At 61.4% G+C, this 18,857-nt stretch carries 21 protein-coding genes; 15 read left to right on the forward strand and 6 right to left on the reverse strand.

Going from position 1 to position 18,857, the window contains the following annotated elements; translation table 11 throughout:
* Positions 1 to 31 precede the first annotated feature (31 nt).
* The 4 genes from fdx to J0O65_RS18835 all read left to right on the forward strand — a co-directional run bounded on the left by fdx (position 32) and on the right by J0O65_RS18835 (position 2,326).
* Positions 32 to 373: an ISC system 2Fe-2S type ferredoxin gene (gene fdx / locus J0O65_RS18820; RefSeq protein ID WP_034750070.1), complete on the forward strand. Its 342-nt coding sequence runs from the start codon at positions 32 to 34 to the stop codon at positions 371 to 373.
* A 13-nt stretch (positions 374 to 386) separates the two neighbouring features.
* Positions 387 to 581: a Fe-S cluster assembly protein IscX gene (gene iscX / locus J0O65_RS18825; protein ID WP_070288776.1), complete on the forward strand. Its 195-nt coding sequence runs from the start codon at positions 387 to 389 to the stop codon at positions 579 to 581.
* On the forward strand, positions 568 to 1,485 hold the full coding sequence (locus tag J0O65_RS18830) for a class I SAM-dependent methyltransferase (RefSeq protein WP_215408783.1): 918 nt from the start codon (positions 568 to 570) through the stop codon (positions 1,483 to 1,485). Before iscX ends, J0O65_RS18830 begins: the two co-directional genes overlap by 14 nt.
* 82 nt (positions 1,486 to 1,567) lie before the next feature.
* Positions 1,568 to 2,326, forward strand: a complete 759-nt coding sequence (locus tag J0O65_RS18835) for an rRNA pseudouridine synthase (protein WP_215408784.1) — start codon at positions 1,568 to 1,570, stop codon at positions 2,324 to 2,326.
* On the opposite strand, the gene J0O65_RS18840 is transcribed toward J0O65_RS18835, so the two are convergent.
* The 5 genes from J0O65_RS18840 to J0O65_RS18860 form a co-directional block, all read right to left on the reverse strand.
* The gene (locus J0O65_RS18840) at positions 2,323 to 2,751 is read right to left on the reverse strand and encodes a group III truncated hemoglobin (RefSeq protein ID WP_152249917.1); all 429 of its coding nucleotides are present in this window, start codon (positions 2,749 to 2,751) and stop codon (positions 2,323 to 2,325) included. The genes J0O65_RS18835 and J0O65_RS18840 overlap by 4 nt on opposite strands.
* Positions 2,752 to 2,814: 63 nt before the next feature.
* Positions 2,815 to 3,351 carry an RDD family protein gene (locus tag J0O65_RS18845; protein ID WP_215408785.1) on the reverse strand — a complete coding sequence of 179 codons (537 nt, stop codon included), beginning with the start codon at positions 3,349 to 3,351 and terminating at the stop codon, positions 2,815 to 2,817.
* Positions 3,341 to 4,114, reverse strand: a complete 774-nt coding sequence (locus J0O65_RS18850) for a DUF3106 domain-containing protein (RefSeq protein ID WP_215408786.1) — start codon at positions 4,112 to 4,114, stop codon at positions 3,341 to 3,343. The genes J0O65_RS18845 and J0O65_RS18850 overlap by 11 nt, the downstream gene beginning before the upstream one ends.
* 2 nt (positions 4,115 to 4,116) lie before the next feature.
* Positions 4,117 to 4,521 carry a DUF3619 family protein gene (locus tag J0O65_RS18855; protein ID WP_034750051.1) on the reverse strand — a complete coding sequence of 135 codons (405 nt, stop codon included), beginning with the start codon at positions 4,519 to 4,521 and terminating at the stop codon, positions 4,117 to 4,119.
* Positions 4,518 to 5,087, reverse strand: a complete 570-nt coding sequence (locus J0O65_RS18860) for an RNA polymerase sigma factor (protein ID WP_034779551.1) — start codon at positions 5,085 to 5,087, stop codon at positions 4,518 to 4,520. Before J0O65_RS18860 ends, J0O65_RS18855 begins: the two co-directional genes overlap by 4 nt.
* A gap of 495 nt (positions 5,088 to 5,582) precedes the next feature.
* On the opposite strand from J0O65_RS18860, the gene J0O65_RS18865 reads away from it, so the two are divergent.
* The 9 genes from J0O65_RS18865 (at position 5,583) to J0O65_RS18905 (ending at position 15,311) form a co-directional block, all read left to right on the forward strand.
* The gene (locus tag J0O65_RS18865) at positions 5,583 to 7,313 is read left to right on the forward strand and encodes an acetolactate synthase 3 catalytic subunit (RefSeq protein WP_215408787.1); all 1,731 of its coding nucleotides are present in this window, start codon (positions 5,583 to 5,585) and stop codon (positions 7,311 to 7,313) included.
* A gap of 2 nt (positions 7,314 to 7,315) precedes the next feature.
* Positions 7,316 to 7,807 carry an acetolactate synthase small subunit gene (gene ilvN, locus J0O65_RS18870; RefSeq protein ID WP_010399754.1) on the forward strand — a complete coding sequence of 164 codons (492 nt, stop codon included), beginning with the start codon at positions 7,316 to 7,318 and terminating at the stop codon, positions 7,805 to 7,807.
* A 75-nt stretch (positions 7,808 to 7,882) separates the two neighbouring features.
* A complete protein-coding gene (gene ilvC / locus J0O65_RS18875; protein WP_131372707.1) occupies positions 7,883 to 8,899 on the forward strand; it encodes a ketol-acid reductoisomerase in 1,017 nt (338 codons plus the stop codon).
* Positions 8,900 to 9,048: 149 nt separating this feature from the next.
* On the forward strand, positions 9,049 to 9,459 hold the full coding sequence (locus tag J0O65_RS18880) for a hypothetical protein (RefSeq protein WP_215408788.1): 411 nt from the start codon (positions 9,049 to 9,051) through the stop codon (positions 9,457 to 9,459).
* A 194-nt stretch (positions 9,460 to 9,653) separates the two neighbouring features.
* A complete protein-coding gene (locus J0O65_RS18885) occupies positions 9,654 to 10,880 on the forward strand; it encodes an MFS transporter (protein ID WP_215408789.1) in 1,227 nt (408 codons plus the stop codon).
* A 205-nt stretch (positions 10,881 to 11,085) separates the two neighbouring features.
* A complete protein-coding gene (locus J0O65_RS18890) occupies positions 11,086 to 11,841 on the forward strand; it encodes an SIMPL domain-containing protein (RefSeq protein ID WP_215408790.1) in 756 nt (251 codons plus the stop codon).
* Between the two features lie 101 nt (positions 11,842 to 11,942).
* Positions 11,943 to 12,710: an SIMPL domain-containing protein gene (locus J0O65_RS18895; protein WP_215408791.1), complete on the forward strand. Its 768-nt coding sequence runs from the start codon at positions 11,943 to 11,945 to the stop codon at positions 12,708 to 12,710.
* Between the two features lie 156 nt (positions 12,711 to 12,866).
* Positions 12,867 to 13,718 (forward strand): CDP-diacylglycerol--serine O-phosphatidyltransferase, encoded by an 852-nt coding sequence (gene pssA / locus J0O65_RS18900; protein WP_077407095.1) that lies wholly within the window; start codon positions 12,867 to 12,869, stop codon positions 13,716 to 13,718.
* Positions 13,719 to 13,766: 48 nt separating this feature from the next.
* Positions 13,767 to 15,311, forward strand: a complete 1,545-nt coding sequence (locus J0O65_RS18905) for a 2-isopropylmalate synthase (RefSeq protein ID WP_215408792.1) — start codon at positions 13,767 to 13,769, stop codon at positions 15,309 to 15,311.
* A 141-nt stretch (positions 15,312 to 15,452) separates the two neighbouring features.
* Here the strand turns inward: J0O65_RS18905 and bamE are convergent, their stop codons facing one another.
* Positions 15,453 to 15,950 carry an outer membrane protein assembly factor BamE domain-containing protein gene (bamE, locus tag J0O65_RS18910; protein WP_215408793.1) on the reverse strand — a complete coding sequence of 166 codons (498 nt, stop codon included), beginning with the start codon at positions 15,948 to 15,950 and terminating at the stop codon, positions 15,453 to 15,455.
* A 185-nt stretch (positions 15,951 to 16,135) separates the two neighbouring features.
* Between bamE and rpsO the strand changes: the two genes are divergently transcribed.
* Complete coding sequence (gene rpsO / locus J0O65_RS18915) at positions 16,136 to 16,405, forward strand: 30S ribosomal protein S15 (protein WP_010399743.1); 270 nt, start codon at positions 16,136 to 16,138, stop codon at positions 16,403 to 16,405.
* Between the two features lie 221 nt (positions 16,406 to 16,626).
* The gene (gene pnp, locus J0O65_RS18920; RefSeq protein WP_215408794.1) at positions 16,627 to 18,744 is read left to right on the forward strand and encodes a polyribonucleotide nucleotidyltransferase; all 2,118 of its coding nucleotides are present in this window, start codon (positions 16,627 to 16,629) and stop codon (positions 18,742 to 18,744) included.
* Positions 18,745 to 18,857: the final 113 nt, after the last annotated feature.

The following is an 18,857-nucleotide window of genomic DNA, read 5'->3' on the forward strand; positions in this document are numbered from 1 at the left end:
CGCACCGAATGACAGACTGAAAGAAGACACCATGCCACAAATCGTTATCCTGCCGCACGCCAAGCTTTGCCCGGACGGCGCCGTCATCGAAGCACCTGCCGGCAAGTCCATCTGCGACATCCTGCTGGAAAACGACATCGACATCGAGCACGCCTGCGAAAAGTCGTGCGCTTGCACCACCTGCCACGTGCTGGTGCGTGAAGGCATCGAATCGCTGAATGAAGCGACGGAACTGGAAGAAGACATGCTGGACAAGGCCTGGGGCCTGGAAGCCGTGTCGCGCCTGTCGTGCCAGTCCATCGTGGCCGAGGCCGACCTCGTCGTCGAAATCCCGAAATACACGATCAACCAGGTCAGCGAAGGCAGCCACTAATATGGCAACTAAGATGAAATGGTCCGACATACACGCGATCGCCGAAGCGCTGTTCGACGCGCATCCGGACATCGATCCCTTGACCGTGCGTTTCACCGACCTGCACAACTGGGTGGTGGAACTGGACGGCTTCGACGATGACCACACGCGCGGCGGCGAAAAAGTGCTCGAAGCGATACAGATGGCGTGGATCGATGAAGCGCGCTAAGGGCGCGGCACCCGCCGCCACCGCAGCCGTTGCGCCGAAAGACATCATCACGGCCGCCAGCAACATGCCCGAGATCAAGGATGGCCAATCGGTCGCCCTGCTGCAGGAATTGCACATCCTGACGCGCGATGGCAAGATGAACCAGGACAGCCGCCGCAAGCTGAAACAGGTGTACCACCTGACGCAGTTCATCGAGCCGCTGCTGCGCGAAGTGCGGCTCGACCACCCCGGCGTCTCGCTGGTCGACCACGGCGCCGGCAAGTCGTATCTCGGCTTCATCCTGTACGACCTGTTCTTCAAGAACGGCAACGACGGTTCGCACATCTACGGCATCGAGACGCGCGAAGAGCTGGTGCAGCGTTCGCAAGAACTGGCGAAGAAGTTCAACTTCCCCGGCATGTCATTCTTGCCGCTGTCCGTGGCCGAATCGACGGAATCGACCTTGCTGCCGCAGCAGATCGACATCGTCACGGCCTTGCACGCGTGCAACACGGCCACCGATGACGCCATCCACTTCGCCCTGAAGAAAAAGGCGAAATTCATGGTGCTGGTGCCATGTTGCCAGGCGGAAGTGGCGTCCGTGCTGAAGAAGAACAAGGGCAAGAGCCTGGGCAAGAGTGCCTTGACGGAACTGTGGCGCCATCCGCTGCACACGCGCGAGTTCGGCAGCCAGATCACCAACGTGCTGCGCTGTCTGCAACTGGAAGCGCACGGCTACCAGGTCAGCGTGACGGAACTGGTGGGCTGGGAGCATTCGATGAAGAATGAGCTGATCATCGCCAGTTATAAAAACCTGCCGCGCCAGCGCCCCACGGAACGCCTGCAGGAAGTGCTGCAGACGCTGGGCCTGGAAGAGATGGGCCACCGCTTCTTTGCCGAAGAGCTGGCCAAGGCCGGCGCGTAAAGTATCGGCGAGGGCAGACGAGGGGAGGAGCGGGTCGGTTACAATACCGGCTTTCTCCTCCTCTTGCTTCTTGCGCCTCCCCATGACCACACCACACGAAATGCCCACCGTCCGCCTGGCCAAGCGCCTGTCCGAAGACGTGCCCTGCTCGCGCCGCGAGGCCGAGCTGTATATCGAGGGCGGCTGGGTCACGGTCGATGGCGTGCTGGTGGAAGAGTCGGGCGCGCGCGTGGCCGACAATCAAACGGTGGTGCTGTTGCCGAACGCGACCCTGGACGAAATGCCGCCCGTGACGATCCTGCTGCACAAGCCGGCCGGCGTCAATGGCGGCATTGGCAGCGAAGGCAAGCCTGCCCTGAGCTGTTTGCGTCCCGAAGAGATATTCACGCCCGAGAACGTGGCGCCCAGCTCCGTCACGCGCTTCCTCAAGCGCCATTTGATTGGCCTGACCATCACCAATCCGCTCGACACCATGGCGTCCGGCCTGCTGGTGTTTACGCAGGATTTCCGCGTGGCCCGCAAGCTGGTCGACGAAGCGAAAACGGTGGAGCAGGAATTCATCGTGGAAGTGTCGGGCGACATCATGGAAAACGGCCTGGCGCTGCTCAATCACGGTTTACCCTTCAATGGCAAGCCTTTGCCGCCGATCAAGGTCAGCTGGCAGAACGAGACGCGTTTGCGCTTCGCCCTGAAAAACGTGCAGCCGGGCCAGATCGCCCATATGTGCAAGATGGTGGGACTGGACGTCGTCGCCATGAAGCGCCTGCGCATCGGCCGCATCCCGATGGGCGCCATGCCCGTGGGGCAATGGCGCTATCTGCAGGGTTACGAGCGGTTCTAAAGCTGCGGCGCCGTGATGGCGTGGTTTTCCGCAAAGCTTTTCCATAGCCGTTCGGCAATATTCAAGGCGATGGTATCGGCCTTCTCTTGCAGGGCCGCATTGCCCATGCTTTCGGTGGTGGCGAAGAACAGGGTCAGCCAGCGGCGGAACATGCACGGCGTCAAGTGTTCCATTTGCGCGTGCTGGGCCAGCGGCTTGCCGTGGTAGCGCATGGTGCCGCGCAGCAAGCCTGACCAGAAATCGACCAGTGTCGCCAGGTGGGCATCCCAATCCTTGACCTCGGCGGCAAAGATGGGGCCCAGCATGGCGTCGTCGCGCGCGGCGGCATAAAAGGTGTGGACGAGATGCGTGACTTCGTCTTCGCTGCAGACTTCCTCGCGGTAGGGAGCGAAGCGGGTGTGGGGGAGGGGGGCGGTATTGTTCATGGCTTGCCATGATCGCAGAGCCCCCGTGGCGCTTCAATGACCCAGGTCAAGCCACATAAAAACTCAGGCGGCGACTTTCTTCGACTTCTTTGCGGGAGCCGGCAATTGCACGATCTGCGTGCCCACCAGCTTGTCGTGCAGGAATTGACCATTGCCCGTGAACAGGGCCGTGCTGGACCAGGCCAGGATGCCCACGCCGATGGCGCCCAGGGCCGTCCAGTGCTGCAAGTCGAATACATACGACACCAGCAGAGCTGGCAGCAGCCACATCCATGACAGGATGTAGCGGTAGGCGGCCACGCGCAGCGGCACGTGGGCGTGGCCCGGCAGCACGACCTTCAGGCGCCACGTCTTCATGGCCAGGGTTTGCCCTTCGCGGCTCCATTGGTGGATGAAGTACGCACCCATGACGAGGAAGGCCAGGCACTGGCGCATATGTTCGCTCAAAGGCGTATGCGCGCCCTGCGCGATCAGTTCGAAGACGAGGAAGGGCAGGAACAGCACGGCCAGGGCCAGCAGCGACTCGTACACCATGGAAATCAGGCGGCGCTTGATCGTGGGATGGGCATTGATGCTGGCGGCAGGCGTGCTATTTGGCATTGGTTGGCAGTGGGGCGGGCGTGGCAGGTGGCGTGACGGGCACGGTGGCGGGGGCCGCGGCAGGATCGGCTAGCGGCACGGCGGCCGCCGCAGGCGCGGCCGCGGGTGGCGGCAAGGGCGCGGCGGCCACAGGCGCTGCCGGCGTGGCGGGTGGCAGGATCGCGGCCGGCTTGCTCGTGGTCGAATTAATGGCGGGTACTTTTTCCAGCGGTTTTTTCGGCACGAGCTCCGTCGCCAGCTTTTTCTTTTGCTCTTCCGGCAATTGCTGGTATTGCTCCCATTGGGCGGACTTTTGACCTGGATCAATCTTCTTCGTGCGCGCATAGTTTTCGCGCACGAGGCTGCGCTGCGCTGGCGTCAGCTTGATCCATACACGCATGCGTTCATGTACGCGGGTCTGTTCGTCGGGCGTCATCGAGGAGAAGCGGCTGGCGATATCGAGCCATTTCTGCTTGCGCAAGGCTTCCAGCTTGTTCCATTCGCCCGCCAGCGGCTGCAGGGCTTCCTGCTGCGCGCGCGACAGCTTGTTCCACGAGGGATTCTCGCCAGACTTCGGTGGCGTGCCGCCCTTGCCGGCCGTGCGCGGTGCACCGGGCTTGGCGGCCGGGGCCGGCGCTGCCGCGGCTGCGGGCGCTGCCGTCGCGGGAGGGGCGGCGGGCGCGGCATGTTGCTGCGCGCCTACCCAGGCGGCGCCCGCCAGGGCGCAGGCGCCCAGGCCGATGCCGCCGGCCAGCCAGCCAGTGCGTTTGCTGATGCGCGCCATGCTTATTGCTCGCGTTTCGTCAGGTAGGCGTTGAAGCCATGGTCCATATAGGCGGAGAGCGGCAACTCGTCCGACAGCACGGCGGCGTCGATTTCTGCCAGTTCGGCAATATGTTGTTCCTGCTCAAACTGATAGATGCCCACCAGGCCGCCGACCAGCAGCAGCAGGGGGATGATCACGCTCATGCGGCCCAGCCACGACAGCGGCTCGACGAACAGGCTGCTGGCGACGCCGGCGAACACGTTCTGGCGTACGGCGACGGCGGCGGGCGCGTCCGCCTTCTTGCGCGACAGGGCCAGCTTGCGTGCCGCTGCCAGGCGATCGGTGGCCGATGCGGGCAGGTCGTCGAGTTTTTCGTTCAGTGCATGGCGCACTTTGTAAGCGAAATTGAGATCGTCGGTGTTCATAGTTTAATTCCCTTGGCTTTCAGCGATTCGGCGAGCGTGTGGGTAGCTCTAGAGCAATGTGTTTTCACGCTACCTTCGGAGCAACCCATCGCTTCCGCTGTTTCAGCCACATCCATGTCCTGCCAATAACGCATGAGGAAGGCTTCGCGTTGACGTGACGGCAGTTTTTGTACCTCTGCATCAATCAAATCAAGGATTTGCGCGCGTTCGACCTGGTCGGCCGACGATTCGGCGGCGCTGGAGCCCTGTTCCGATTCATAAGTGTCAAGTATATCAAAATCTTCATGCTCGTCGCCCGAGGGCTTCATGCCGGAAAACAGGCTGACCCAGGTGTTGCGTACCTTTTCGCGGCGGAAATAGTCGAGTATGGTGTTCTGCAAGATGCGCTGGAACAGCATCGGCAGTTCGGCGGCCGGCTTGTCGCCGTATTTCTCGGCCAGCTTGATCATGGCGTCCTGCACGATGTCGAGTGCCGATTCTTCCTTGCGGACCGCGTAGGCGGCCTGCTTGAAAGCGCGCCGCTCGACATTTTCTAGAAAGTCGGATAATTCTTTGTCTGTTGCCATGCGGTATGGGGATCTTAGCGGCTGCGGGTGCGGTGGGCGAAATGGGGGCGGGTATGCTTTTTGCAACCCCGTGCATGCTAGCAAAAAATGTGCGTTTCCGCAGAGTTTTTGCACTCCGTGCGAGCAAAAATGCAGCGGGAGCGACATTTTCCTTGACCATAATGGTGCGACGCGATACCGTATAGGACGCTTTGAACACCCCAAAGCCCTATGGTCAGGTCGCGACCGGCACACAAGGCCATCCGCGGCAAGACGCGCTTTCATTTGTAGGCAGTTTGTTCTAACCCGCGCCACAAGCGCGAGCGGTTCGTACAGGCGCCACAGAAACTCCGGCCAAACGAGTTGCGTTAAGCGTTGTTTTGTAAGGTATCTATGGGTGCCCAAAGAAATTGCGTGACCGCATGAAAAGGGAAGCAGGAGCACTGTCGCGCACGGCGAACTTCGTCAGGAAAGAACATCCGATCAATCTCCAATGGACCTTGAAAGGAATGTTTCATGAATACCGAAGCAGCAGCAGGACCAATTACGGGCGCAGAAATTGTCGTGCGCTGTCTGGCTGAAGAGGGCGTCGAGCACGTCTTTGGATACCCGGGCGGAGCCGTACTCTACATCTACGACGCCATCTTCCAGCAAAACAAATTCCAGCATATCCTGGTACGCCACGAGCAGGCCGCGATCCACGCCGCCGATGCCTATTCGCGCAGCTCGAACAAGGTCGGTGTGGCCATCGTCACGTCCGGTCCGGGCGTCACGAATGCCGTCACGGGCCTGTCGACCGCGTACATGGACTCGATTCCCATGGTGGTGATCTCCGGCCAGGTGCCGAGCCACGCCATCGGGCAGGATGCGTTCCAGGAATGCGACACGGTCGGCATCACGCGCCCCGTCGTCAAGCACAACTTCCTCGTCAAGGACGTCAAGGACCTGGCAGCGACGATCAAGAAAGCCTTCTTCATCGCCCGTACCGGCCGTCCGGGACCCGTGCTGGTCGATATCCCCAAGGATATCAGCATGCACAAATGCCATTTCGACTATCCGAAGGAAGTCGAGATGCGTTCCTACCGTCCCGTCGACAAGGGCCACTCGGGCCAGATCCGCAAGGCCGTGCAGCTGCTGCTGCACGCGGAACGTCCGATGATCTACACGGGCGGCGGCGTCATCCTGGCGAACGCCTCGGCCGAGCTGAACAAACTGGTCGACCGCCTGGGTTTCCCGTGCACCAACACCCTGATGGGCCTGGGCGGCTACCGCGCATCGAGCGAGCAGTATGTCGGCATGCCCGGCATGCATGGCACCTATGAAGCGAACATGGCGATGCAGAACTGCGACGTGCTGATCGCCATCGGCGCCCGTTTCGATGACCGCGTGATCGGCAACCCGAAACATTTCGCCTCGCATCCGCGCAAGATCATCCACGTGGACATCGATCCCTCGTCGATTTCCAAGCGCGTCAAGGTCGATATTCCCATCGTCGGCAACGTCAAGGACGTGCTGATCGAGTTCCTCGCGCAGCTGGACGCGGCCGAAGCCAAGCCGAACGTCAATGCCTTGAGCAACTGGTGGAAGCAGATCGCCGATTGGCGTGGCCGCGAATGCCTGAAATATCCGACCTCCGACCTGGTCATCAAGCCGCAGGCGGTGGTGGAAAAGGTGTTCCAGATCACCAAGGGCGACGCCTTCATCACGTCCGACGTGGGCCAGCACCAGATGTGGGCCGCGCAATATTATGGCTTCGACAAGCCGCGCCGCTGGATCAATTCCGGCGGCCTGGGCACCATGGGTGTCGGCTTGCCGTACGCCATGGGCGTGCAGATGGCCAATCCGGACGCCACCGTTGCCTGCATCACGGGTGAAGGCTCGATCCAGATGTGCATCCAGGAATTGGCCACATGCAAGCAGTACCACCTGACGCCGAAGATCATCATGCTCAACAACCGTTTTCTCGGCATGGTGCGCCAGTGGCAGGAAATCGACTACGGTTCGCGCTATTCCGAGTCGTACATGGACTCGCTGCCCGACTTCGAGAAGCTGGCCGAAGCATATGGCCACGTGGGCATGAGAATTGAAAAACCGGGCGACGTCGACGGCGCCCTGAAAGAGGCGTTTGGCATGAAAGACAGGCTGGTATTCATGAACTTCATTACCGACCAGTCCGAAAACGTGTGGCCCATGGTGAAAGCCGGCAAAGGCCTGTCCGAAATGATGCTCGGCTCGGAGGACCTCTGATCATGCGCCATATTATTTCTGTCTTGTTGGAAAACGAAGCGGGCGCCCTGTCGCGCGTGGTGGGCCTGTTCTCGGCACGCGGCTACAACATCGAAACCTTGACGGTGGCGCCGACGGAAGACTCGACCCTGTCGCGCATGACCATCGTCACCAGCGGCTCGGACGACATCATCGAGCAGATCACCAAGCACTTGAATCGCCTCATCGAGGTAGTCAAGGTGGTGGACTTGACCGAAGGCCAGCATATCGAACGCGAGTTGATGCTGATCAAGGTTCGTGCCGTGGGCAAGGAGCGCGAGGAAATGAAGCGCACCGCCGATATCTTCCGTGGCCGCATCATCGATGTCACCGAAAAGACGTACACGATCGAACTGACCGGCAACAAGGTCAAGCTCGACGCGTTCATCGATTCGATCGACCGCGCCGCCATCCTGGAAACCGTCCGCACGGGTGGTTCCGGTATCGGCCGCGGCGAACGCATCCTCAAAGTATAAAAATACAAGTAGCTCTACGCGGCCCAGGGGCCGCATTTAAAACAACAACGCATCATCAAATATATAGGAAATACCATGAAAGTTTTTTACGACAAAGACGCTGACCTCTCCTTGATCAAAGGCAAAAACGTTGCCATCATCGGCTACGGTTCGCAAGGCCACGCGCACGCGCAAAACCTCAACGATTCGGGCGTCAACGTCACCGTCGGCCTGCGCAAGGGCGGCGCCTCGTGGACCAAGGTCGAGCAAGCGGGCTTGAAAGTGGCGGAAGTCAACGACGCCGTGAAAGCGGCCGACGTCATCATGATCCTGCTGCCAGATGAAAACATCGCCCAGGTCTATAACGACAACATCGCGCCGTTCGCCAAGCAGGGCGCCGTGCTGGCCTTCGCCCACGGCTTCAACGTGCATTACGGCCAGGTCGTGCCACGCGCCGACCTGGACGTGATCATGGTCGCGCCGAAAGCGCCGGGCCACACCGTGCGCGCCACCTACACCCAGGGTGGCGGCGTGCCCCACCTGATCGCCGTGTACCAGGACAAATCGGGCATCGCCCGCGATATCGCCCTGTCGTACGCGTCGGCCAACGGCGGCGGCCGTGCCGGCATCATCGAAACGAACTTCCGCGAAGAAACCGAAACGGATCTGTTCGGTGAGCAAGCCGTGCTGTGCGGCGGCGCCGTGGAACTGATCAAGGCTGGCTTCGAAACCCTGACGGAAGCCGGTTACGCGCCTGAAATGGCCTACTTCGAGTGCTTGCACGAACTCAAGCTGATCGTCGACCTGATCTATGAAGGCGGCATCGCCAACATGAACTACTCGATCTCGAACAACGCCGAATACGGCGAATACGTGACCGGCCCTAAAGTCGTGACGTCGGCCACCAAGGATGCGATGCGTCAATGCCTGAAAGACATTCAAACGGGCGAATACGCGAAGAGCTTCATCCTGGAAAACAAGGCAGGCGCACCGACCCTGATCTCGCGCCGCCGTTTGACGTCCGAGCACCAGATCGAAGAAGTGGGCGCGAAACTGCGCGCCATGATGCCTTGGATCGCCAAGAACAAGATGGTTGACCAGTCGAAAAACTAAGCAGCTATCGTTCCTCACAAGAAGCCGGCGCAAGCCGGCTTTTTTGTGCGCAGCTGCCTGGCAGGCAACATCCGTTACAATCAGGCCCATTCAACAATACCGTCAGCCTCATGCTTGTTTTTTCTAAAGTTTTTGTCGGGAATCTTCATGTGCTCAAGCGCCCCGTCTCCGTTGCCATCAGCTGCTGGTTTCTGATCCTCGCCTCGCTGTTGGCGCTGGTGTCGGCTTACCTCGGCCGCAACGATCCCGCCATGCTGGCCGGAATGCGGGACGGCGTGATTCCCGCCGGGGCGCAATACGCGATCTTGCTCTTCAGCCAGGGCATTACTCTGGTGGCGGCGCTGGCCATGCTGCAAAGGCAGCGTGGCGCGCGCACGGTGTATCTGGTGTGGGGCGTGATCGACATTGCGCTCTGCCTGGCGACCTTGCCGGTCAAGATGGACGTCTTGCCTGGTGCGCTCATGTTCGCCGTCATCTGCGTCTTCCTGTACAGCCCGAAATCGAATGCCTGGTTTTCGCCACGCAAGGCGGCCAATGATGCCTGCATGACGCTAGCCTGAGCACGGCTGGTTTGGCGCGCACGTTTTTCGCCCGCCTCCTGTCTTTTCATATTCCTATATAATCCCGCCCTTCCTTTGCAGTTTTCCATGGACTGCATCTGTTTCGGTATCTGCCGACCGCAACGCGCATCACCGCTTTCGTAGCACGCCAGGCGCCAGTTTGATTGAGCGCCTGCGCAACCAGAAGGCCCCCCATGACTGACCGTATCACCGCCACGGCGCCCTCGCAGGCTGCTGTTGACTCTTCCATTCCCGTCCTGGCCTTGCTGGCCCTGGCCATGACGGCGTTTCTTGCCCTCCTGTCGGAAACCTTGCCGGCCGGCCTGCTGCCGCAGATTGCCCGCGACCTCGGCATTTCCGAAGTCGTAACGGGGCAGCTGGTCACCGTGTACGCCATCGGCTCCATCCTGACGGCCATTCCCCTGACGGCGCTGACGAGTACCTGGCGCCGGCGCAATGTCTTGCTGCTGGCCATCATAGGCTTTTTGATCTTCAATACGGCAACGGCCCTGGCGCCCAACTACCTCGTCGCCCTCGTCTCGCGCTTCGTGACGGGCATGGCTGCTGGCCTGGCCTGGGGCTTGATGGCCGGCTATGCGCGCCGCATGGTGTCCGTCGAGCAGCAGGGCAGGGCGATGGCCATCGCCATGATCGGCACGCCGCTGGCCCTGTCGCTGGGCGTGCCGCTGGGGACGTTGATGGGCGGCGTGCTGGGCTGGCGCAGCATCTTCGGCATCATGTCGGGCCTGGCCGTGGTGCTGGTCGCGTGGGTGCTGCTGGCCGTGCCCGATTATCCGGGGCAAAAGAATGGCGAACGGCTGTCGATCCGCCAGGTGTTCATGACGCCGGGCGTGCGGCCGATTTTGGCCGTCATCGTCGCCTGGATGCTGGCGCATAACATCCTCTATACCTATATAGCCCCGTTCCTGGCGCCGTCCGGCCTGCGCCCGCGCGTCGACCTGGTGCTGCTCGTGTATGGCGTGGGCTCGCTGGCCGGCATCTGGCTGGTCAGCCAGCTGATCGACCGCTGGCTGCGCAAGCTCGTGCTGGGCTGCATCGCCGCGTTTGCCTGCGTGGTGGTGGCGCTGGGCCTGGCGATGGATGCGCCGGCCGTCATCTACGTCAGCATGGCCGTCTGGGGCGTCACCTTCGGCGGCGCCGGCACCCTGCTGCAGACGGCGTCGGCCGACGCGGCCGGCGACGGCATGGATGTGGCGCAGGCGATGGTGGCGACCATCTGGAACGTGGCCATCGCCGGTGGCGGCCTGGCGGGCGGCTTGCTGCTCGACGGCTATGGCGCGGCAGCGTTCCCATGGGCCATGCTGGCCTTGCTGCTGGTGGCCCTGGCCATCGCCTGGCGCGCGCAGCGTTACAGTTTCAAGCCGGGCCGGCGCAGCGGCGGTGCGGTGCTGGGTCACTGATAACGCTGTTATTTTGAGTGCCGGTGTGTTGAAATGTGAGCAGATGTGACTGGCAAGCGCATTTTGTGACGATTTGTTAATTTGCGCCACAGGAATGAATGAGGCGTTAGAATCTACACAGTTTGACAAGTTTCTCAGACGAAAGGGGTGGCAAAAGCGCCCCTTTCGCGGGCTGTCAGCCACATTAACTACCTAGGAGTACCCCATGACCGTGATGAAATCCGTCCTTGTTGCCGCCGCCGCCACCGTTGCCCTGAGCGCACAAGCCCAATCCCTGCCGACTTCCGGCACCCTGGTGGTCGTACCCGCATTCGGCGAAGTCAAGCATGTCAATGACCAGGTGGTCGCCACCCTGGCCGTGGAAGAACAGGACAAGGACAAGGCCGCCGCCGCGTCGCGAGTCAACCAGAAGATGAACAAGGGCATCGCCATCGTCAAGCAGGCCGACCCGTCGGCGGCACTCAAATCGTACGGCTACTACACCTATCCCGTGTACCCGGACGAGCGTCCGCTGCCGGCCGGTGCCGTCGCCAAGCCGCGCTTGCCGACGGCCTGGAGAGTCGGCCAGTATCTGGAAGTGACGACGGCCAACCTGGCGTCCCTGCCAAAGACCGTGTCGGCGGCGCAAGGCGTGCTGACCCTGAACGGCTTGAATTTCGGCCTGAAGCCGGAAACCATCCGCTTGCTGGATGACCAGCGCATCGCCGCCACGTACAAGAACCTGAACGAGCGCGTGGCCGCCATCGCCAAGGCCATGGGCCGCAACGTTTCCGACGCCGTGCTCGATACGGTGGACTTCGAAGGCTCGGGCAACTATGTCACCGAAAACCGTGCTGCCGCCGCACCGATGATGATGCGCAGCGCCAAGATGGCCGAAGACAGCACCGTCGCCGAACCGAGCTTCGAGCCGGGCGAAACGACGCTCGACATGCGTGTCGTCGGCAAGGTCAAGTTCAAGTAAGTGCGTTAGCGTGGAAACATTTCCGCGTTAGACTGTGTTAAAAATCATGGGGCTGTTGGCCCCATGGTTGTTTTTGCCCCATTATTTTTCAGGAGAACACCATGACCGTCATGAAAACCATGCTGGCCGCCGCTGTCGTTACCGCCGCCGCTACCGTTGCCATGTCCGCCCAGGCGCAAAGCCTGCCCACCTCCGGCACCCTCGTGGTGGTGCCCGCGAATGGCGAAGTCGTGCATGCGAACGACCAGGTGACCGTCACCCTGGCCATCGAAGAGCAGGACAAGGACAAGGCCGCCGCCGCCTCGCGCGTCAACCAGAAGATGAACCAGGGCGCGGCCATCGTCAAGAAAGCCGATCCGCAAGCCGTGCTGAAGACCCAGGGCTACTACACGTACGCCGTGTACCCGGAAACGGCGCCCCTGCCGCCGGGCGTCGCCGCCAAGCCGCGCGTGCCGACCGGCTGGCGCGTGGGCCAGTACCTGCAGGTGACGACGACGAATCTGGCCGCCTTGCCGAAGACCGTGTCGGCGGCACAAGGCGTGCTGACCCTGAACCGCCTGAACTTCGGCCTGGCGCCCGCCACCATCCGCAAGCTCGACGACCAGCGCATCGCCGCCGCCTACAAGAACTTGAACGAGCGCGTGGCCGCCATCGCCGGCGCCATGGGCCGCAATGTCAATGATGCCGTGATCGACACCATCGATTTCGAAGGCTCGGGCAATTACGCGCAGCGCGTCAGCGTGGCCGGCGCGCGCAGCATGAGCGCCGACTCCATGGGCTATGGCGGCAGCCAGGTGGCCGAACCGAGCTTCGAGGCAGGCGAAACGACCCTCAACATGGGCCTGGTGGCGAAGGTCAAGTTCAAATAAGGCTAGATTCGGGATCAATATTGCCGGCTTGACGCCGCCGCGCTTTTCTTTGGCGGTGGCTCCTCTATAATGACAACATCGGCGGGCGCATGCCTTGACAGTCATGCGCCCGCCTTCTGGCACCGATACCCCGCAGTACACAAGATATGGAACAACATGGCAAACTTCCCCCGTCGTAGAGGCAAGAACGGCACCCCCGCAGCATCCAAAGCGTCCCGCTTCAGCAAATTCGTGCGCCAGCCGGTGACCGATGGCACTGGCAAGAAAACCTTGCGCCGCCGCGGCATCTACCTGTTGCCGAACGCCTTCACGACGGCAGCCCTGTTTTGCGGCTTCTACGCCATCGTCATGGCCATGAACCAGAAGTTCGAACACGCGGCCTGGGCCATCTTCATCGCCATGATCCTCGACGGCCTCGACGGCCGCATCGCCCGCCTGACGAATACGCAGAGCGAATTCGGCGCCCAGTACGACAGCCTGTCCGACATGGTGTCGTTCGGCGCCGCGCCGGCGCTGGTGATCTACGAATGGTCGCTGCGCGGCATGGGCAAGCTGGGCTGGCTGGCCGCCTTCGTGTATTGCGCCGGCGCCGCCTTGCGCCTGGCCCGCTTCAACACGAATATCGCCGTGGTCGACAAGCGCTTCTTCCAGGGCTTGCCCAGCCCGGCGGCGGCGGCCATGGTGGCCGGCTTCATCCTGCTGATGAACGACCTGGAATTCGCCGGCAACCAGCTGGCCTGGGTCTCGTGGGCGATCGCCCTGTTCTCGGGCCTGACCATGGTCACCAACGTGCCGTTCTACAGCTTCAAGGATGTGAATTTCCGCAAGTCCGTGCCCTTCATCGTGGTATTCCTGCTGGCATTGTTCTTCGCGCTTATCTCCATCGACCCGCCGAAAGTGCTGTTCCCGATTTTCGTCGCCTATGGCCTGTCCGGCTACGCCGTGTTTTTCTGGCGCATGGCGAAGGGCAAGCCCGTCAGCATTATCCAGACCGACCCCGAGCATTGATGTGCCGAGTCGGTAGCGTCGCCAGTCTTCAGCCAGCCAGGAGCAGCCATGACCACCAGCAACCGACTCATCATTTTTGACACCACCTTGCGCGACGGCGAGCAATCGCCGGGCGCCTCCATGACGCGCGAGGAAAAGCTGCGCATCGCCAGGCAGCTCGAGCGCCTGAAAGTCGACGTCATCGAAGCGGGCTTCGCCGCCGCCTCGCAGGGCGACTTCGAGTCGATACGGGCGATAGCCGGCGCCGTGCGCGAGTCCACCATCTGTTCGCTGTCGCGCGCCAACGACCGCGACATCGCCCGCGCCGCCGAAGCCCTGGCGCCGGCCGAGCGCAAGCGCATCCACACGTTTATCGCCACCTCGCCCCTGCACATGCAGATGAAGCTGCGCATGACGCCCGAGCAAGTGCTGACGCAGGCGCAGAACGCCGTGCGCTATGCGCGCCAGTTCACGGACGACATCGAATTCAGTCCGGAAGACGGCAGCCGCTCCGACGAAGATTTTTTGTGCCGCGTGCTGGAAGCGGTGATCGCCGAGGGCGCCACCACCATCAATTTCCCCGATACGGTGGGCTACGCCGTGCCGGAGATCTTCGGCGCCACCATCCGCCGCTTGCGCGAACGCATCCCGAACGCCGACAAGGCCATCTGGTCCGTCCACTGTCATAACGACCTGGGTCTGGCCGTGGCCAATTCGCTGGCCGGTGTCATGATCGGCGGCGCGCGGCAGATCGAATGCACGATCAACGGCCTGGGCGAGCGGGCCGGCAACACGGCGCTGGAAGAAGTGGTGATGGCGCTGCGCACGCGCGCCGCCTATTACAACTTGACGGTGGGCATCGACACGACGCAAATCGTGGCGGCCTCCAAGATGGTGTCGCAGATCACGGGCTTTGCCGTGCAGCCGAACAAGGCCGTGGTGGGCGCGAACGCCTTTGCGCACGCCTCCGGCATCCACCAGGACGGCATATTGAAAGCGCGCGAGACGTATGAAATCATGCGCGCCGAAGACGTGGGCTGGACGGCCAACAAGATCGTGCTGGGGAAACTGTCGGGTCGCAACGCGTTCAAGCAGCGCTTGCAGGAGCTGGGCATCGCGCTGGAATCGGAGGCGGACATCAATGCCGCCTTCATCCGCTTCAAGGAACTGGCGGACCGGAAATCCGAGATCTTCGATGAAGACATCATGGCCCTCGTCAGCGAGGAGCAGCAGGCGCAGGAGAGTGAGCACTACCGCTTTATTTCCCTGACGCAGCACTCGACGACGGGCGCCGTGCCCCATGCGCGCGTGGAGTTTCTCGTCGGCGGCAAGCAACTGAGCTGCGAAGGGCGGGGCGACGGCCCCGTCGACGCCACCGTCAACGCCATCGAAAGCGCGGCCGCCAGCGGCGCGGAGCTGGTCTTGTTCTCCGTCAACGCCATCAGCACGGGCACGCAGTCGCAGGGCGAAGTGACGATGCGCCTGTCGCGCGACGGGCGCATCGTCAACGGCGTGGGCGCCGACCCGGACATCATCGTCGCGTCGGCCAAGGCGTATTTGTCGGCGCTCAACAAATTACATGCAAAGGATGAGCGTATCGACCCGCAACCGTAGGCAGGACGCCTGACTCAACCTACTGCGCGTCGATATAGGTGGCCTGCGATGCTCACCGTACTAGAGCACGGTTGCGCTTCTTAGCCACCTCTCTCTTCCGCTCGCTACGGTTTTATCAGGCGTCGTTACGCCGGTAATGTTCTACCAGAAGAAGCGCCGCTCTTCCTTGGCCGGATCGGGTCCGTTCATCATCATGCGCACGATGCCGTCGTGGTCGAAGTGCACGTGCATCATGGAATCCCACACGCCCGATTCCTTGTAGCGGTAAGACCAGACGTAGAGCTTGGGCAGCGACAAATACGATGTTTCCGTCGGGCGGCCCAGGGTATGCAGCACGTCTTGCTGGGTCGACACGCCCACCTTGATGCGGGCAAAGCCCGGCGTGTCGAGCACTTGCTCGTAGGAAATGAGCTTGTCGTCGGGGCCGAAGCGGGCCATATACGTGTACTGGCCGTACGGTCCCGTCGCGTATTCCAGTTCCGGGCCCGTGGGCAGTGAGTAGATGGCCGTCGGCCGGCCCAGGCGCGCTTCCACGGCGGCGCGCGGTTCGCCCGGCTGCGGCGGCGGGGCGTTCCAGCTGGCGCAGCCGGCCAGCGCGGCCAGCAGCAGTGGTGTTGCTAATTTGAGCAGATTTTTCATGTTTGACCTCCTGAAATGCAGGAAAATCCTATCATGCACCGAGAAAAGGCCGCACGGCAGGATACAGGCGGGCATTTTTCCGATATACTTGCGCGTCTGGTTGGCAGCATAGGCCAGTATTTCAATCATCGTAGTTCACGGTGGATAGGGTTCAGACTCTGTGCACCGCATGTGAAAGGTTTATCATGACAGTAGAAAACATCAACAAAGCCGCTATCATCGCGGACAACGCACGTGGTCAAAACGACACCGGCTCCCCTGAAGTGCAAGTTGCACTGCTGACAGCTCGCATCAACGAACTGAACGGCCACTTCAAAGCCCACTCGAAAGATCACCACTCCCGCCGCGGCCTGATCATGATGGTCAACCGTCGCAAGAGCCTGTTGTCCTACCTGAAGGCTAAAGACGCTACCCGTTATCGCGACCTGATCGCTAAACTTGGTCTGCGCAAGTAATTTTTGCCGTACAAGGTTTATACAGAAATGCCTGCGCCAGTTCGCTGACGCGGGCATTTTGTCATTTGAAATACCGAATTCCTGCCGCTGAGTAAGGTATGCTCTGTGGCGCGATTGTTTTAAAAGTAAAGTAGCAAAGACGGCAAGCATCATTCTGCCGCCTGTGGTGAGGTGAACGACAGCCCCTGAAAATCTGTCGGCAATTAGAAAAGGGATACCCCATGTTTAACAAAGTTACGAAAACCTTCCAGTACGGTCAACACCAAGTGACCCTGGAAACCGGCGAAATCGCACGTCAGGCATCCGGCGCAGTGCTGGTGTCGATCGAAGATACCGTCGTTCTGGCAACGGTGGTGGCACGCAAAGATGCCAAGCCAGGCCAGGATTTCTTCCCTTTGACGGTTGATTATGTCGAAAAAACCTATGCTGCCGGTAAAATCCCGGGCGGTTTTTTCAAGCGCGAAGGCCGTCCTTCCGAAAAAGAAACACTGACATCCCGTTTGATCGACCGTCCTATCCGTCCGCTGTTCCCGGAAGGCTACCTGAACGAAGTGCAAGTGATCATTCACGTGCTGTCGGTCAACCCTGAAATCGATCCGGACATCGCCGCCATGATCGGCGCATCGGCTGCCCTGTGCGTCTCGGGCGTGCCTTTCAACGGTCCGATCGGCGCCGCGCGCGTCGGTTACGCCAACGGCCAGTACATCCTGAACCCGACCGTGCAGCAACTGAAAACGTCGCAAATGGACCTGGTGGTCGCCGGTACCGAAACGGCCGTGCTGATGGTCGAATCGGAAGCGCAGCAGCTGTCCGAAGAAATCATGCTGGGCGCCGTGGTCTTCGGCCACGACCAGATGAAAGTCGTCATCGACGCGATTCACGACCTGGTGCGTGACGGCGGCAAGCCGGAAGTGGAATGGGCGCCTGCGCCGAAGAACGAAGCACTGATCGCCCGCGTCGCGCATTTCGCCAACGCCAAGATCAATGACGCGTATCAAACCAAGGACAAGCAAGAGCGTACGGCCAAGCTGAAAGCGGCGACGTCAGAGGTGATCGCCGACCTGACGGCCGAAGCGGCTGCCGCCGGCGGCGCGTCGATCGACAGCGCGGAAGTGAACAACATCCTGTTCGACATCGAAGCGAAAATCGTGCGCTCGCAAATCCTGGACGGCGAGCCACGCATCGACGGCCGCGACACGCGCACCGTGCGTCCGATCTCGATCCGCACCAGCGTCCTGCCACGCACCCACGGTTCGGCCCTGTTCACGCGCGGCGAAACGCAAGCGCTGGTCGTCGCCACCCTGGGCACCGCCCGCGACAGCCAGAAGATCGATGCGCTGATGGGCGAGTTCACCGATTCGTTCATGCTGCATTACAACATGCCTCCGTTCGCCACCGGCGAAACGGGCCGCGTCGGTACGCCGAAACGCCGCGAAATCGGTCACGGCCGCCTGGCCAAGCGCGCGCTGATCGCCGCCCTGCCAGCCGCCGAAGAGTTCAGCTACTCGGTGCGCCTGGTGTCGGAAATCACGGAATCGAACGGTTCCTCGTCGATGGCTTCCGTGTGCGGCGGCTGCCTGGCACTGATGGACGCCGGCGTGCCGATGAAAGAACACGTGGCCGGTATCGCCATGGGCCTGATCAAGGAAGGCGGCAAGTTTGCCGTGCTGTCCGACATCCTGGGCGACGAAGATCACCTGGGCGACATGGACTTCAAGGTAGCCGGTACCCGCAACGGTATCACGGCGCTGCAGATGGACATCAAGATCATGGGCATCACCAAGGAAATCATGCAAGTGGCATTGGCGCAAGCCAAGGAAGGCCGCGAGCACATCCTGGGCGAAATGCAAAAAGCCATGCCGCACGTCAAAACCGAACTGTCCGATTTCGCACCGCGTCTGATCACCATCAAGATCAACCCGGAAAAAATCCGTGACGTGATCGGCAAGGGCGGCGCCGTGATCCGCGCGCTGACCGAAGAGACGGGCACCCAGATCGACATCAGCGACGAAGGCGTGGTCACCATCGCTTCCGTCGACGCGCAAGCCGGCCAGGAAGCCAAGCGCCGCATCGAAGAGCTGACCGCCTCCGTCGAAGTGGGCAAGACCTACGAAGGCACCGTGCTGAAACTGCTGGACTTCGGCGCCATCGTGCAAGTCATGCCAGGCAAGGACGGCTTGCTGCACATCTCGCAGATCGCCAACGAGCGCGTCAACGCCGTGGCCGACTACCTGAAAGAAGGCCAGCTGGTGCGTGTGAAAGTGCTGGAAACGGACGACCGCGGCCGCCTGAAGCTGTCGATGAAAGCTGCCGAAGGCAACGAAGCGCCAGCCGCTTAAGTTAGCTTGAATGCGGCTTCGGCCGCAGCTTCAACAAACCGCCAGCGCGCAAGCCCTGGCGGTTTTTTTATGCGCGTCGTTTGCGCTGTATCGAAGGCGTGTGCCGCCTTGTG

This window comes from Janthinobacterium sp. JC611, assembly GCF_018682595.1.
Taxonomy (GTDB): Bacteria; Pseudomonadota; Gammaproteobacteria; order Burkholderiales; family Burkholderiaceae_D; genus Janthinobacterium.